The following is a 14,393-nucleotide window of genomic DNA, read 5'->3' on the forward strand; positions in this document are numbered from 1 at the left end:
CCGGGAAGACAAAATGCAACGCAAACAGGAAAGAGCCGGTCCCAAGGACCGGCTCTTTCCTGTTTGCGTCTGGAAATGGCGTCAATTTTTGCCCGCGTGCTTGGCTGCGAACTGGCGTAGCTTGGCCAGCGTGGCGGCGGCCATGCCACTGTCAATGGCCTCGGCGCCCATGGCCACACCCTGCTTCAGGTCCCCGGCCATGCCGGCGGCCACCAGCGCAGCAGCGGCGTTCAGCAGCACAATGTCGCGGCGCGCGCCCTTGATGCCGGTAATTACGTCGTAGAGCAGGCTGGTATTGGTCTCCACATCGCCGCCAATGAACTGGTCAAGCGTGCTGTGCTCCAGACCGGCCATTTCGGGGGTGATGCGCGCGGCCTTCAGCGTGGACTTGCCGGTCTGCTCATCTTCAATGACGCGGGCCACAACCGATTCACCAGTGGTGGTCAGCTCGTCGATGCCGTCGGAGCCGTGGACGACAAAAGCCCGCTTGGCGCCCAGTTCGGCCAGCGTACGGCCTACCAGCAGCACCTTACTGGGGCTGAGCACGCCGATCACCTGGGTGCGGGCCTCGGCCGGATTGCTCAGCGGGCCACACAGGTTGAAGATGGTGCGGAAGCCCAGCGCCTTGCGCAGCGGCCCCACCGTCTTCATGGCCGGATGATAGAGCGGCGCATAGAGGAACATGAAGCCGGTTTCGCGCAGGCACTCGATGGCCAGCTCGGGCGTCAGCTCAATGGGCACACCCAGCGCTTCCAGCACGTCGGCCGTGCCGCAGCGGGAGGTAACGGCGCGATTGCCGTGCTTGGCCACCTTGGCGCCAGCCGCGGCAGCCACCAGGGCCGCACCGGTGGAGATGTTAAAGGTCAGCGGCCCACCGCCGCCGGTTCCCACCACGTCCACCAGCTCTTCGCGCTCGGCGTCTGTGAGCGGCAGTGGGGTCACGCGCTCGCGCATCACCTCGACAAAACCAGCCAGTTCGGCAACCTGTTCCCCGCGCGTGGCCAGCACGGCCAGCAGGGCGGCGGTTTCCACCTCGGGAACCTCGCCGGCCAGAATCGCCTTGAGGACGTCGGCGGCCTGTGGACGGGTCAGCGCCGCACCGTCTTCGGCGACCAGCTTCAAAAGATCTTTCACCAAGCTCATACATCTATGATACGGCCACTGCTTTCCTTGCTGGCGCTGGACAGGAGGGCCGGGGTTCCAATTCCGGAGGCAGAAGAAGCCCGGAATCCTGCCCGCAAAAGAGTTCCTGAATCCGATTGCCGCTTTTCGAATCCGAGAGATAGTATTTCTGTACCGCTGCAACGGTTCCCCCGGGTCCGACGCTCAACGGACCGCAGACCGAATTCCTCTTGCAAGCGGATGGGCGGTTCAATCCAGCATGAAAATTCACGAGTACCAAGCGAAAGCGATCCTGGCCAAGTACGGCGTCGCCGTACCCCGGGGTGAGGTCGCAGGCACGCTCGAAGAGGCTTCGCGTGTGGCTGGCAGGTTGTTGGACGATGGCGCATCGGGCGTCGTCGTCAAAGCCCAGATTCACGCCGGAGGCCGCGGAAAAGGCGGTGGCGTGAAGGTGGCCCGTACGCTGGCAGAGGCCGATCTGCACGCCAAAAACATCCTCGGCATGCAGTTGGTCACGCACCAGACCGGTCCGCAAGGCCAGAAGGTGCAGCAACTGCTCCTCGAAGAAACAGCCGACATTGACCGTGAGCTCTATCTGGGCATTGTGCTCGATCGCGCCACCGGCAAACTGGTCTTCATGGCCTCGCAGGCTGGCGGCATGGAGATTGAAGAGGTGGCCGCCAAAACTCCCGAGGCCATCTTCAAGGAAACCATTGACCCGGCGGTGGGTTTTGGCGCATGGCAGGCCCGCAAACTGGCCTTCGTCCTCGGCCTCAAGCCGACGCAGATCAACGCCGCCACCAGCTTTTTGCAGGCCATCTATCGAGCCTTCCTTGACACCGACGCCTCGCTGGTCGAGATAAATCCCTTCATCACCACCAAAGACGACAATCTTTTTGCCCTCGACGCCAAAATCACCTTCGACGACAACGCGCTCTATCGCCACCCGGAGATCAAGGTCCTGCGCGACGTGGCCGAAGAGGATCCGCTGGAGGTTGAGGCCAGCAAGTATGCGCTCAACTACATCAAGCTGGACGGCTCGATTGCCTGCATGGTGAATGGCGCGGGCCTGGCCATGGCCACCATGGATATCATCCAGTACGCGGGCGGCAGCCCGGCCAACTTTCTGGATGTGGGCGGCGGCGCAACCCAGGAACAGATTGAACACGCCTTTGAAATCCTGCTCAGCGACAAGAGCGTGAAGGCCATCTTCATTAACATTTTTGGCGGCATTCTACGCGTGGACCGTCTGGCTACGGGCGTAGTGGCCGCCGCCCGCAAACTCAGCGTCACACTGCCCATCGTGCTGCGTCTGGAAGGCACAAACGTAGAAGAAGGTCGCCAGATTCTGAAGGACTCCGGCCTGAACTTCCAGGTGGGGGCAACGATGAAAGAAGCCGCGGAGATGGTGGTAAAAGCAGCTTCCAGCCTCTAGCTTCCAGCTGCTAGCTAAAAACCAGTAGTTAGAAGCTAGCAGCTGGAAGCTGTTTTAGGAGAGCGCGATGTCGCAGGATTTTCAGAACCTCACCGTCTGGCAGCGAGCCATGGAGCTTGCTGAAGCAGTGTATGAGCTGACGCGGCAATTCCCTCCGGAAGAACTCTATGGATTAACCTCCCAGTTGCGCCGTGCGAGCATTTCCGTCGCAAGCAATATTGCCGAGGGACGCGGCCGGGGATCGGATGGCGATTTCAGGCGTTTTCTGGCCATCGCCCTTGGCTCCAACTACGAGGTACAAACGCAGCTTTTACTAGCCCGTCGCTTGAAGATTGGGGATGCGCAGCAGACGCAGAAGACCGAAGAGCTTTGCGTCGAAACATCCAAGATGCTGGCTGCGTTCCTGTAAACACTGAAAAGCTAGAGGCTGGAAGCTAGGAGCTTTCAAATGGCTGTTTTAGTAGACAACGAAACCCGACTCATCGTGCAGGGCATTACCGGCAAGGAAGGCACCTTCCACGCCAAGGGATGCGCCGAGTATGGAACCAAAGTGGTGGGTGGCGTCACGCCGGGCAAGGGCGGATCCACCCACGAGGGCTGGCCGGTCTTCAACACGGTGCAGGATGCGGTCGAAAAGACGGGCGCGAATGCGACCATGATCTTTGTGCCGCCACCCTTTGCCGCCGATGCGATTCTGGAGGCGGAAGACGCCGGTATACCCCTGATCGTCTGCATCACCGAGGGCATTCCCACCCTCGATATGGTGAAGGTCTGGGCCAAAATCAAGCATTCGAAGTCGCGGCTGATCGGGCCGAACTGCCCCGGCGTCATCTCGCCGGGCAAAGCCAAGATCGGCATCATGCCGGGCCGCATTCACAAGGAAGGTTCGGTGGGTATTATTTCGCGCTCCGGCACGCTCACCTACGAAGCAGTGCATCAACTTACCCAGCGCGGCATCGGGCAGTCGACGGCCATCGGCATTGGCGGCGATCCGATCATCGGCACTACTCACATTGACGCGCTCAAACTTTTGAACGAAGACCCTGCCACCGAAGCCATCATCCTGATTGGCGAAATCGGCGGCACCAACGAAGAGATTGCCGCAGCCTACGTGAAGGAACACGTGAAGAAGCCAGTGGTTGGCTTCATCGCCGGGCAGACCGCGCCTCCGGGTCGTCGCATGGGCCATGCTGGCGCCATCATCAGCGGAGGCCAGGGCACGGCCGCCGACAAGATGACGGCCATGCGCGCGGCAGGCATTCATGTGGTGGTTTCGCCGGCCGAAATTGGTGAAACCCTCGCCCGCGTGATCGGCAAAGCATAAGTACGTTTTTCCCCCCACTGCAAATCAGGGACAGGACCCCGCCTTTGGGCGGGGTCTTTTTTTGCTGTCGCGCCTGCCCATGCCGCGCCTCTGCGTTCTGAGGCATACTGCACAGAATGCAGTGCAAAATCGCAAAGCTTCAGAATTCCTCAAACAGGACTGCGAACAGTTGGCATCTTGTTTGCAAGACGAGTAGCGTCATGAAGGAACTTTGGACTGCACAGGTTCATCTGCTCACGCCGCCCAGTGCCGGCGGCAATACAAAGTGTTGTACGAACGTGGTCGCCTGGGCCGAAAGCCCCTCCGACTACCAACTCTCGCTTTCGGCGCATTGTGTGCGGCGGGCTTGGTCGATTTTAAGTATTCAACGCTGCAAACGGGTCTCCAACTGCATTCCCGTCAACGACGAGTTTGCCATTCAGGTGGAACGGGCCGAAAGCCGCCCGGGCAGCTGCGTGTACGGAACCCTTTATTACTATCCGTCCAAACCTTGTTAGCCTTTTTTCAATGAAATTCATAGCTTCTCGGGTGCCCCACCCTCGCCCAGTTCTTGTGGCCTGGGTGGGGAAGCACGACGCAAATCTTTTGGACCGAAGCAATAAGTAACGGCCCGCCTTCGCAAAGGAATGCTCGCAACGACGATGAATTCCATGCTGCAGTTTTACGGCTATGTGTACGCCCGCACCGGTTACGGAAGCGCCGCGCGCAACTACGTGAAGGCTTTTGACGCAGCAGGGATCAACCTGTCAGTGGTCAGTTTGGACAGCAGGCCGAGGCCGGGTGAGGCTGGTGCGCGTTTGGAGCAGTTGCGGGACCGGCCGGGCGATCCTACGTTGCACCTTTGGCACACTGAGCCAAATCACCTCCAACGCCTCAGCGGCTACGATCCGCGTCTGGCCGTCATGACCACATGGGAAGCTGATCGCCTGCCGCAGTGCTATGTGGAGGCGCTCAATCGCGCTCGTGAAGTTTGGGTTCCCTGCCACTACAATCAGGAAAACTTTCGCCAGCAGCTTCAGGTGCCGGTCTATCGTCTGCCCCATCCCGTCACGCCGATGGTAGCGCCCCGTTATGACCGCGCCGCCTTTGACCGAGAGATGAATCTTCCCGCCGGGAGCTTCGTTTTTGTGGCGGCAGGCACATGGCAGGAACGCAAGAATCTGGATGGCATAATCGAGGCATTTCTGCGCGCCTTTCCGCAGGAGCCCGATGTGCTTCTGCTCATCAAAACCAACTTTGCCTTCACCAGTGAAGAGCTTGCACGGCGCGAGATTCATGCAGCCATCGCCCGGGCCAATCCTCCCAGTCCCGATCAACTGGAAAAGCGGGTGCGCATCTTTCCGCTCACCTGGCCGGAAGATTGTCTGGCCTCTCTGATGCAGCGGGCCGACTGCTTTGTCTCACTGCATCGGGGCGAGGGCTGGTGCTATCCGTTGTTTGATGCGGCGGCCAAGGGCACGCCCACCATCTCCACGGCGCACTCTGGCCCACTCGACTATTTGGATGCGCGGCGGCATCGGCTGGTGGAGTACAAATTAACCGCTGCCAATCAGCGTGAGCACACCTTCCGCTTCGCCTTCGATTCCACCATGCAGTGGGCCGAGCCTAACCTGGAGCACGCCACCGCCTGCATGCGCGAGGTCTACGAAAAACGCACGCAGGCCAAGGCGGATGCCGTGGCGGCTGCGTGCGTGATTCAGCAGAATTATTCCCTGCAGGCGATTGGCCAGCAGGCCCGCGCTCACTTGTTGGAACTGGAGGCAGTCAGCCTTGCGCGGCTTTTGCCGCAGACGCTCGCGAAAGCACCTGCGGCATGCACAGTTACCACACCCGGCAGGGTTTCGGACTCACCATGGCAGCCGTCTTTTTGCAGCTGAAGCTTTTGGCGAATTCGGGCAGATCCTGCAGGATGCTGTTGGCGCGGTACTCGTCGGGCGCATGCTCATTGCCCAGCGCCTGACTGCGGAGCTGCTCGGGCCGCGTCTCGGTGCACCACTGCTGCGCATAGGCAATCCAGAAGCGCTGGTCGGGTGTGTAGCCGTCGGTCTTCGCATTCATGTCCACATGTGCCACCGCAGCAACTTCCAACCATGCCTTCCAGGCCAGCCACGTACCACCCAGGTCGGCCAGATTTTCTCCGAGCGTCAGCTTGCCGTTCAGGTGTACACCGGGCACAGCCTCGATTGCGTCATACTGCTTGACCATGCAATCGGCCAGATCGGTGAACTTCTTCTCATCGGCAGGCGTCCACCAGTCGCGCAGGTTGCCGTCCTTGTCGAACTGGCGACCCGAGTCGTCAAAGCCGTGGGTCAGTTCGTGGCCAATGGTCGAACCCATGTCGCCATAATTCGCCGCATCGTCTTCCTTGCCGCTGAAGAACGGCGGCTGCAGGTAGCCGGCAGGGAAGTTGACGTTGTTCATCTGCGGATCGTAGTAGGCGTCCACAGTGGGCGGCGTCATCTGCCACTCCCCCTTGTCGACGGGCTTGCCAATCTTGTTCAGATCGCGCACCCAATCGAACTGGTGCACACGCATGGCATTGCCCAGCGCATCGCCGCGCACAATTTCCAGCGTCGAGTAGTCGCGCCACTTGTCGGGGTAGCCGACCTTGTTCATCACGCCGTGCAGTTTTTCCTTGGCTTTGGCCTTGGTCTCTGGACTCATCCACTGCAGAGCGTCAATGTCCTTCTCCATGGCGCTTTCAATGGCTTCGGTCATCTCCAGTGTGCGCTGCTTGTCGGCGGGCGGAAAGTACTTGGCTACATACACCTGACCGAGCGCTTCGCCGAGGCCGCGATCCACATTCGCCGTGCAACGCTTCCAGCGGTCCTGCTGCTTTTCCGCTCCGTTCAGCGTATGCGCATAGAAGTTCCAGTTCTCCTGATCGAAGCTCTGGGGTAGGGTGGTTCCAGCATATTCATGCAGCAGCTGCCAGCGCAGATACACGCGCAAAGTGCTAATGGGCGTTTCCGCCACTACGCGATCGAACTCTGCAAAAAACTTGGGCTCGGTCAGATTGGCCTTGCCCGTGGCAGGCGCTCCGGCGGCAGCCAGATAGGCATGCAGGTCAAAGTGCTTGAACTGCCCGCTGGCAGCCGCGAGGGTGGTGGGGTGGTTCAGATTCTGCGGATCGCGCTGCTCGGTAATGGTGAGCGTGGCCTTCGCCAGACGCGTTTCAAGCGCCAGAATCGCCTCCGCATCCTTGGCGGCCTGCGCCTCAGACTCACCGGCCAGCGAAAGAATCTTGGCCACATGCGCTACATACTGCTTGCGCTGCTCTAGGCTCTTGGCGTCGGTGCGCGTGTAGTAGTCGCGCTCGGGCAGGCCCAGTCCACCCGATCCAAAGAAGAGAATCACCGCGCTGGAGTCGGCATAATCCTGCCCGGAGCCGATGCCGAAGAAGGCATTCACGCCGATCTGATGCAGGTGCGCAAGCTCGGCAGGAAGATCCTTGGCCGTGAGCGCATCGATGCGCGTCAGCTCCGGCTGCAAGGCTTGCAGGCCCTTGGCATTCACGTCCGCCGTGTTCATGCAACTGGCGTAATCGTCGCCGATCTTCTGCTCGTTGGCGGTGCGATTCGTGCCCGGAGCAGAGGCCGCGTCCAGAATCTCGCGCAGATGCGCGCGGTTCAGTTCGGCCAGCTCGGTAAAGCGGCCGTACGAGGTCTGGTCAGCAGGCAGCGTATTGCGCTTGAACCAGCCATTGCAGCTATAGCGATAGAAGTTCTCGCAGGGGTCAACGCTCGGGTCAATCAGCGAGGAATCGAAGACGCGCAGTTCGGGTGTGGCTGGCGTCGGTGTGCTCTGGCCGTGGAGCGCCACGGGAATCAGCGCGGCAGCCGAGAGAAGGAAGAGGCAACGGGAGGTCCTCCAGATAGTTTGCATGCTGCTAATTTAACTCAGGCCTGCTCCTCTTTCGTAGGCAAAAACACGGATCAGCGCTGGTTGAGAGCTTTCACAAATGGCATAAAATGATTGCGGAAAGCATTCCCCACAGGAGCAACACACGTGCTCGAACGTACATTCAGCATCATCAAGCCCGACGCAGTGCGCAAGGGCTACATTGGAGCGATTCTGGCTGAGCTGGACAAGGCCGGATTCCGCGTCATTTCGCTGCGCAAGCAGTCGATCAGCAAGCGCGAGGCCGAGGGCTTTTACGCTGTGCACCAGGGCAAGCCCTTCTTTGGCGAGCTGACGGACTTCATGTCGTCGGGTCCGCTGGTTCTGTTGGCGCTGGAAAAGGAAAACGCGATTGCCGACCTGCGCAAGCTGATGGGCGCCACCAATCCGGCCAACGCCGAAGAGGGAACCCTGCGCAAGAAGTTCGCCGGTTCGCTTCAGGAGAATGCCGTCCATGGCTCCGATGCACCGGAAACTGCGGCTTTTGAACTTGGCTACTGGTTCGCCGGCTACCAGCTGCTCTAGAAAGAATTGCAGCACTCTTTGGGTGCCCCAGGTCCCGCTTTTGGGACCTGGGAAAACACGAGGACAGTTCTCTCCGCGCCCGAAAACAACCTTTTTCTATCGCCGACCAAGAATGCTGGCGGCCCGCGCGTACGAGCCTAGATTGAAGACGTGCAGATAGCCCATAGCCTTCAGTTTTTTGCAGGCCATGCCGCTGCGCGCGCCGCTCTGGCAGTGCAGCAACAGCACCTGATCCCTGGCTTCGGCCCGTCGCGTGATCTGGGTTTCGATCTCGTTCAGCGGCAGATTCACTGCTCCGGCCAGATGGCCCGCCACAAACTCGCCTGCCGTGCGTACGTCCAGCAGCACACCGCCTTTGCGCAGCAATTCAATGGCCTCGCGCTCCGAAACCAGACCCGCTCGTCGAATCAGCCAGAACAACGCGAAGACCACAACCAGAAGAAGATAAGGAAACCAGTTCATGCGCAATAGCTTACATGCGCACGCATTTTGTGTCAGTATTTTCTTCCCCAATCCGCGCCGTAAGAAGCAGCAAAATTCCCACCTGCTTGCTATGCTTCCTGCATGAGCACTTATCGCATCGCACTTGCCAATCTGCGTTTTCCGTCCTCTCCTGACGAAAGTCTGCGTTCCGCAGTTGAAGCCGTGCTTGCGGCGGGCCGGGCAGGAGCGCGACTTATTTGCTTTCCTGAAGCCTTTGTTCCTGGTTATCGCTGCATGGGCAAGCAGATTCCCGCGCCCGACGCGGCTTTTCTGGCCGACGCCTTGCGGCAAATCGGTACGGCTGCCCAACAGGCCGGCGTCGCGGTTGTGTTTGGCACAGAGCGCCTCGTTGACGGCGCGCTGCGCATTACAGCGGTCGTTTTCAATGCCGAGGGCGCTCTGCTGGGCTTTCAGGACAAGGTCCAGCTCGATCCTTCCGAGGATGCGATTTATGCTCCAGGCAGCGAGCGCAGAGTTTTTGAGACTGCCGGGCTGACCTTCGGCGTTTCCATCTGCCATGAGGGCTTTCGCTATCCTGAAACCGTGCGATGGGCGGCGCGGCACGGTGCGCAACTGGTACTGCATCCACACCTGAGTGAGGCCGAACCCGGCAGCCACCAGCCCACCAGTTTTGGCGAACAGGCCAACAGCTTTCACGAAAAGGCGATTCTGTGCCGCGCCGCTGAAAACACCTGCTTTGTAGCCACGGTAAACTGCGCCAGCAAGGGTTCCCCTACCACCTCTGCCGTTGCGGACCCTGAAGGTGCGCTGCTTTGCGCCCAGCCCTACGGGCAGGAAGGGCTACTTCTGGCCGAACTCGATCTGGGCACGGCCACACTGCTTCTGGCCAGCCGTTACCGGCCTGTTGCATAAATGGATTTGCAGTACCATCAGAAGAATCCACCTACAGAAAATTTCGTATCCTGGTTTGCACGGTGTTGGCCTGCGTGTACACTGGGGACGCTATGAGTTGCCTTTTTTGCAAGATCGTCGAAGGGCAGATTCCTTCCACCCCGGTTTATCAGGATGAGAAGGTGTACGCATTTGCCGACATCAACCCGGTGGCGCCCACCCATGTTCTGGTTGTGCCCCGTGAGCACTTCAACTCGCTGGATGATACCGACAACGACAGTCGCGATACGCTCGGTCATCTGCTGCTGGTGGCCGCTGAAATCGCCCGCCAGAAGAAGTTGGGCAATGGCTATCGCGTAGTGATCAACACCGGCGAATACGGCGGCCAAACCGTGGACCACCTGCATGTGCACCTGGTGGGCGGACGCCCGATGACCTGGCCCCCAGGATAAAAAGCAGGGATAAAAGAGCCCGAGGAACCTGAAAAGCAAAAGGCGCACCGCAGGGGTGCGCCTTTTGCTTTGTTGTGTCTTGCAATGGTTACATCGGCTGCTTGTCTTCTTCTTCTTCGTCCACGCCGTAGCGGCGCAGCATATTCGGCAGACCCTGTGAAAATGCCGAACGGGGCATGACCGTGTCACAACCGGCCTCAGCCGCCTTGGCCTTCAGGTCGCCCTGCAGATGGGAGAGGAATCCGACCATCGAGACCGAACGCTTGAACTTGGTTTTGAACTTTGGAATCAGCGTCAGCGGCTTGGCGTTGGCGTTGTTCAGGTCAAAGACCAGCAGCGCCGGGCGCTCTTCCACGGGCAGCTCAAACAGACGTGCGACCGTCTCCTTGTCGCCCTTGGCAAACTCTACCTTGACGCCCAGCTTCTTGGCTGTGTCCTGAATCTTGGCGGTAAAGAAGAGATCTTCGATGAAGCAATAGATGCGGGTGGGTGCATCATGACGGATCGGTGCTGGAGTCACGTAAGGCTCTTCCCAGTGCGTTGCGCGGCTGCCGCCCAGCGGGATTGTAGCGCCGCCGCCATCGGCCACATTGCCATTCACTACGCGATAGCTGTGGTCCATGGGACCGACGAACTCACGCGGCGTCTTCTGCTTGGGCTTGCGCTGCCGGAACTGTGGCGCGCTGCCATTGCCAGGCTGTGGCTGGGCTGGCGGAGCCTTCTGGAAGACCTTTTTCTTCTTCCGGGGCTGCACGGGCGGCTTGGCCTGCGGCGGCGGAGCCGAGGGAGCCTGTGCCGTCTGAGGCGTTTGCGCCTGCTGTGCTACCGGGTTTGGAGATTTGTTCTTGCGGCGGCGGCGGCGGCGGCGATGTCCCTGCGACTGCCCCTGGCCGTTGTCAGAGGCCGGTCCTGATTCCACAGGAGCCTGAGTGGTTTCTGTCGTCATGCTTTGACTTCCTGATGCATTGCTCTAGGTTGCCTTGCTGCCCGAGACGTTCCTCTGTCCGGAGTTGTTTGGCAACCGACCGGAAGACCGGTCTGTAGTAGAAACTCTGCCTGAAGGGGGTCCGGACAATAGGCGCAGTCCTGAAGAAGCTACTCTCTGGCGCATTGCCGGCCCGGTGGTTGTACGCTTTGACTCAAAAAGGAAATGCATTACGGGATTCCGCTGTATTCTCTCGGGTTCCTGTCACTGGATCCAGTCAAGCTTTAGAACTGCACACCCTGCGCCCACTGACCAGGATGGTCGGTTCCATGTGGCCCTGCATTTCAAAATCCGCCGAATGCTCTGGCTGCACTTAACGCGCATCCGATCCGGATTTACAAACTTCCAGAATCGACGCCGGCGTTGCGGCCCGCATTGAACTCAGGTATTGCCAGCGAGCCTTCACCGGGGACAATGTCTGAGACAAGCTGTCGAACGGTGAAAGAATCGTGCCTGGCGGCGAGCTTGACACCCATATTTTGAGGAGGTCAGCATCAGCCGTTCAACAGGCAACTCCGATACTACAGGGAAGAGCCAAGGACGTGCAAGGGATACTCGCCCGGACGAAAAATACACTAGAGATGGATTTGGGAAGGATGCGCTTTCGGATACACGAAAAGCCACTCGCTTGGAGTGGCTTTTCTCTGGTTCCCCGTACAGGCCACTGGCCTCCCGTAATCAATGTGGGCGGTGGTTAAACCCCGCACCTACTGCAGTTTTCCCAGCCGGAATGCCCTCTTGGGGGGCCGCTCAATGGCGTTGGCTCTTGCCGGGAATCTGCTCTTCTGTGGCGGTCTGTATTTCCAACCGCCGGATTATCACTGGCACTTTCTATATAGCAATTACCGTGCCATTTTTATTTCATCTTTATATCAATGGTTTAGACGCTTGCAGTGCTCCAGGATTTTTGCTTTCTGGTAGGAATTGCAGAAAAACATTCCATAAACCATAGAACATGCCCGGCTTCCCACTTCAATGCTGACACTTTGCACAAAAATGTGTGCTTCTTCCTCCCACCACAATCTTTTTGATCGGCGTCTTGCACACCCGACACGGCTCGCCCGTACGCTGATAGACGCAATGCTCCAGTTGGAAGAAGCCGCGTACCCCCTCGGCGTCTACATAATCAGAGACCGAGGAACCACCCAACTGGATGGCGTGTTCAAGCACCCGGCGCAGATGCGTCCGTAGCCCTTCCAGTTCCGCGCGGCTGAGCCGGCCCGCCATGCGGGTGGGGCGAATTCCGGCGCGAAAGAGGCTTTCGTCGGCATAAATGTTGCCCACGCCGGTCAGCAGAGACTGGTTCAGCAACGCTGCCTTGATGGCCAGCTTGCGCCCCCGGAAGAGCGCCGCAAATGCCTCGGACTCAATACCCAGAGGTTCCTGGCCGGCGGCGGTAAAGGGCATCTCCTTGGCCAGATCCCGCCATTCCAGCCGACCAAAGCGGCGCGGGTCCACAAAACGCACCTCTTTGCCACTGGCCAGCGTCAGCCGCGCATGCGTATGGGTGGCTAACGGAGCGTCGGGCGTAGTCACCAACAGGCGGCCGGTCATGCCCAGGTGCACAATCCACTGTGCATCTGCCGCCTGTGCTGCCTTGCGCCGGTCCGGCTTGGCGGAGGCCATCTCACAGACAATATGTTTGCCGGTGCGATGTACGGCCAGAAAAAAACGGCCTTCCAGTCCGCGTGCCTGACGGGCCGCAGGCGTTTTGAAAGGTTGAGCATAACTACTGAACCAGACATCGAGAATGCGATCTCCGCCCACTCGTTTGTGGACGCCACTGGCGACGGTTTCTACTTCGGGCAATTCCGGCATGGGGAGAATTTAGCCTTTGCTTTCTGCAAGATGAACATTTTCTTCTGCGTCCTCAGGCGTCTCATCGTTCCACTTCTCCAAATAGATCAGGCCAAAGGCCGCGCCCACCACAAGAAAAGCCACGGAAGAATACTCAATCCGGTTTAGATGATGATTTTCTTCCGGCGTTTGATAGACCGAAACGCCGTGGATGTCCCGCGGAATCATGCGGCCTTCCTCGGGAATCGGCCAGTGTGGCAGCGTCTGCAGATAATGCGCCGAAGTGATTGTGGACAAGATCAAACCACCGAGTCCCGGCAAAAGAAGGAGCAGCGAGAGAATACGCAGTATGGCAATGCGAGCTGATTTCATCAGAAACTCCCTCCAGTATGCAGAAGGTGAAGAACAGGCCAGCCTGCGTGGCCGAGGCGAACGAATCTTCGCCCGAAAGTAAGGCAGAACAAGGCATAATTTCAGGAGGAACAAACCCGCTTTTGCAGGAGAAGAAGAGACTTAATATCCGTAAAGAAAGAAACTTATCTCATCTGCCAAACAAAATGTCCATTGCGGGTAGCCCTCTTGTCCGGGCATCGGTAACTTGTTCAAGTTACCTGGACCTATAATGCGCTTTATCTACGTAGATGATCCAAAATAAATAAATGACTCAAAACAGAACACGGTACTCTTGGAATTTTTATAGGGAAAGTTGTGAAGAAATTACCGGAATGAAACTTATCGCGTAGCGGCAGATGCCCCGCAACCAATAAAATCATGCTACCAAAAGAGCAGAATTCTTCTGCAAACTTTATTTTGGTTAGTGCAGTTGGAGGGCCTCGTGGATATGGCTGGCCTCAAAACTGACAATCTTCCAGACGCCCCCGGCATTTTTCACATACACATGCGTATAGCGGAAGTGGCCGGAGACTTCGCCCTCGGAGTTGCTGCCTTCCATGGACGCTTCACTGGTGACCACCGCCGTTTGGGCATAGAAGCGAACCCGGTGGTCTGAGAGCTCTAGCGCGCTGACGTGTACCTTACCGGAACGCAGTTTATCGAGGGTCTGATCCTTGGTCAGCAGAGTGCCTCTGGCGGTAATGGCGATGTAATCGTCACTGAGCAGGTTGCTCATGGCATTGACGTCGGCATGCAGAACCGCTGTACGCCAGACCTCTTCCAGTTGATCAATCTGGTGGCGTTGATCGTGCCGGTGGGGCAGCTTGGCCTGTGCATTCATCTGCAGTCCGAAGAGCAGAAGCGCAAGCAGCCACAGGCCGTGGCGCATGCGCCGCAACCAACCGCTCGAAATGAGATCGAAGCCAAGCATAACCGTCTGGATAGTAGCCTGAAACGGAAGACAGGTCAACGAGCGGCAATACACTTTAGGTTGAAGTGATTCCGCCATGTGATCTGAGCAGGAAAGATCGCAGAAAAATAAGCTATTTGCATCCGCTTTAAAGCTGGTCTGCTTTCAGAAACGAAGGACCCAAAAGTAACGATGTAATTTGAATGGTTCTGGCG

15 protein-coding genes are annotated in these 14,393 nt (G+C 58.5%); 8 read left to right on the forward strand and 7 right to left on the reverse strand.

Going from position 1 to position 14,393, the window contains the following annotated elements; translation table 11 throughout:
- Positions 1–81: 81 nt before the first annotated feature.
- The gene (gene trpD / locus ACOBR2_RS00240; RefSeq protein WP_420238072.1) at positions 82–1,143 is read right to left on the reverse strand and encodes an anthranilate phosphoribosyltransferase; all 1,062 of its coding nucleotides are present in this window, start codon (positions 1,141–1,143) and stop codon (positions 82–84) included.
- 238 nt (positions 1,144–1,381) lie between these two features.
- Between trpD and sucC the strand changes: the two genes are divergently transcribed.
- From sucC to ACOBR2_RS00265, 5 genes are all read left to right on the forward strand, one after another.
- Entirely contained in the window at positions 1,382–2,557 is a 1,176-nt protein-coding gene (gene sucC / locus ACOBR2_RS00245; RefSeq protein WP_420238073.1) for an ADP-forming succinate--CoA ligase subunit beta, read from the forward strand.
- Positions 2,558–2,624: 67 nt separating this feature from the next.
- A complete protein-coding gene (locus ACOBR2_RS00250; protein WP_420238074.1) occupies positions 2,625–2,966 on the forward strand; it encodes a four helix bundle protein in 342 nt (113 codons plus the stop codon).
- A 39-nt stretch (positions 2,967–3,005) separates the two neighbouring features.
- The gene (gene sucD, locus ACOBR2_RS00255) at positions 3,006–3,881 is read left to right on the forward strand and encodes a succinate--CoA ligase subunit alpha (RefSeq protein WP_420238075.1); all 876 of its coding nucleotides are present in this window, start codon (positions 3,006–3,008) and stop codon (positions 3,879–3,881) included.
- 200 nt (positions 3,882–4,081) lie between these two features.
- Positions 4,082–4,378: a hypothetical protein gene (locus tag ACOBR2_RS00260; protein WP_420238076.1), complete on the forward strand. Its 297-nt coding sequence runs from the start codon at positions 4,082–4,084 to the stop codon at positions 4,376–4,378.
- Positions 4,379–4,522: 144 nt separating this feature from the next.
- Positions 4,523–5,758, forward strand: a complete 1,236-nt coding sequence (locus tag ACOBR2_RS00265; RefSeq protein ID WP_420238077.1) for a glycosyltransferase — start codon at positions 4,523–4,525, stop codon at positions 5,756–5,758.
- On the opposite strand, the gene ACOBR2_RS00270 is transcribed toward ACOBR2_RS00265, so the two are convergent.
- On the reverse strand, positions 5,703–7,766 hold the full coding sequence (locus tag ACOBR2_RS00270; RefSeq protein WP_420238078.1) for a M13 family metallopeptidase: 2,064 nt from the start codon (positions 7,764–7,766) through the stop codon (positions 5,703–5,705). The two genes, ACOBR2_RS00265 and ACOBR2_RS00270, sit on opposite strands and share 56 nt — an antisense overlap.
- A 123-nt stretch (positions 7,767–7,889) precedes the next feature.
- Here ACOBR2_RS00270 and ndk point away from each other — a divergent pair, with 123 nt between their 5' ends.
- Positions 7,890–8,306 (forward strand): nucleoside-diphosphate kinase, encoded by a 417-nt coding sequence (ndk, locus tag ACOBR2_RS00275; protein WP_420238079.1) that lies wholly within the window; start codon positions 7,890–7,892, stop codon positions 8,304–8,306.
- Between the two features lie 96 nt (positions 8,307–8,402).
- On the opposite strand, the gene ACOBR2_RS00280 is transcribed toward ndk, so the two are convergent.
- A complete protein-coding gene (locus ACOBR2_RS00280) occupies positions 8,403–8,768 on the reverse strand; it encodes a rhodanese-like domain-containing protein (protein ID WP_420238080.1) in 366 nt (121 codons plus the stop codon).
- Between the two features lie 102 nt (positions 8,769–8,870).
- On the opposite strand from ACOBR2_RS00280, the gene ACOBR2_RS00285 reads away from it, so the two are divergent.
- Entirely contained in the window at positions 8,871–9,662 is a 792-nt protein-coding gene (locus ACOBR2_RS00285) for a carbon-nitrogen hydrolase family protein (protein WP_420238081.1), read from the forward strand.
- A 92-nt stretch (positions 9,663–9,754) separates the two neighbouring features.
- Complete coding sequence (locus ACOBR2_RS00290) at positions 9,755–10,093, forward strand: histidine triad nucleotide-binding protein (protein ID WP_420238082.1); 339 nt, start codon at positions 9,755–9,757, stop codon at positions 10,091–10,093.
- An 88-nt stretch (positions 10,094–10,181) separates the two neighbouring features.
- Here the strand turns inward: ACOBR2_RS00290 and ACOBR2_RS00295 are convergent, their stop codons facing one another.
- From ACOBR2_RS00295 to ACOBR2_RS00310, 4 genes are all read right to left on the reverse strand, one after another.
- On the reverse strand, positions 10,182–11,039 hold the full coding sequence (locus tag ACOBR2_RS00295) for a response regulator (RefSeq protein ID WP_420238083.1): 858 nt from the start codon (positions 11,037–11,039) through the stop codon (positions 10,182–10,184).
- Between the two features lie 1,011 nt (positions 11,040–12,050).
- Positions 12,051–12,896 (reverse strand): bifunctional DNA-formamidopyrimidine glycosylase/DNA-(apurinic or apyrimidinic site) lyase, encoded by an 846-nt coding sequence (mutM, locus tag ACOBR2_RS00300; RefSeq protein ID WP_420238084.1) that lies wholly within the window; start codon positions 12,894–12,896, stop codon positions 12,051–12,053.
- A 9-nt stretch (positions 12,897–12,905) separates the two neighbouring features.
- Positions 12,906–13,247 (reverse strand): hypothetical protein, encoded by a 342-nt coding sequence (locus tag ACOBR2_RS00305; RefSeq protein ID WP_420238085.1) that lies wholly within the window; start codon positions 13,245–13,247, stop codon positions 12,906–12,908.
- Between the two features lie 442 nt (positions 13,248–13,689).
- Positions 13,690–14,199 carry a nuclear transport factor 2 family protein gene (locus ACOBR2_RS00310; RefSeq protein WP_420238086.1) on the reverse strand — a complete coding sequence of 170 codons (510 nt, stop codon included), beginning with the start codon at positions 14,197–14,199 and terminating at the stop codon, positions 13,690–13,692.
- Positions 14,200–14,393 lie beyond the last annotated feature (194 nt).

It is taken from the genome of Telmatobacter bradus, assembly GCF_048629425.1.
Taxonomy (GTDB): Bacteria; Acidobacteriota; Terriglobia; order Terriglobales; family Acidobacteriaceae; genus Telmatobacter; species Telmatobacter bradus.

Coding starts and splice junctions, on each gene's coding strand:
- ACOBR2_RS00310 (WP_420238086.1), bottom strand. CDS start 14,199: ATGCTTGGCTTCGATCTCATTTCGAGCGGTTGGTTGCGGCGCATGCGC.
- sucD (WP_420238075.1), top strand. CDS start 3,006: ATGGCTGTTTTAGTAGACAACGAAACCCGACTCATCGTGCAGGGCATT.
- trpD (WP_420238072.1), bottom strand. CDS start 1,143: ATGAGCTTGGTGAAAGATCTTTTGAAGCTGGTCGCCGAAGACGGTGCG.
- ACOBR2_RS00305 (WP_420238085.1), bottom strand. CDS start 13,247: ATGAAATCAGCTCGCATTGCCATACTGCGTATTCTCTCGCTGCTCCTT.
- ACOBR2_RS00295 (WP_420238083.1), bottom strand. CDS start 11,039: ATGACGACAGAAACCACTCAGGCTCCTGTGGAATCAGGACCGGCCTCT.
- mutM (WP_420238084.1), bottom strand. CDS start 12,896: ATGCCGGAATTGCCCGAAGTAGAAACCGTCGCCAGTGGCGTCCACAAA.
- ACOBR2_RS00260 (WP_420238076.1), top strand. CDS start 4,082: ATGAAGGAACTTTGGACTGCACAGGTTCATCTGCTCACGCCGCCCAGT.
- ACOBR2_RS00265 (WP_420238077.1), top strand. CDS start 4,523: ATGAATTCCATGCTGCAGTTTTACGGCTATGTGTACGCCCGCACCGGT.
- ACOBR2_RS00270 (WP_420238078.1), bottom strand. CDS start 7,766: ATGCAAACTATCTGGAGGACCTCCCGTTGCCTCTTCCTTCTCTCGGCT.
- ACOBR2_RS00280 (WP_420238080.1), bottom strand. CDS start 8,768: ATGAACTGGTTTCCTTATCTTCTTCTGGTTGTGGTCTTCGCGTTGTTC.
- ACOBR2_RS00285 (WP_420238081.1), top strand. CDS start 8,871: ATGAGCACTTATCGCATCGCACTTGCCAATCTGCGTTTTCCGTCCTCT.
- ACOBR2_RS00290 (WP_420238082.1), top strand. CDS start 9,755: ATGAGTTGCCTTTTTTGCAAGATCGTCGAAGGGCAGATTCCTTCCACC.
- ACOBR2_RS00250 (WP_420238074.1), top strand. CDS start 2,625: ATGTCGCAGGATTTTCAGAACCTCACCGTCTGGCAGCGAGCCATGGAG.
- sucC (WP_420238073.1), top strand. CDS start 1,382: ATGAAAATTCACGAGTACCAAGCGAAAGCGATCCTGGCCAAGTACGGC.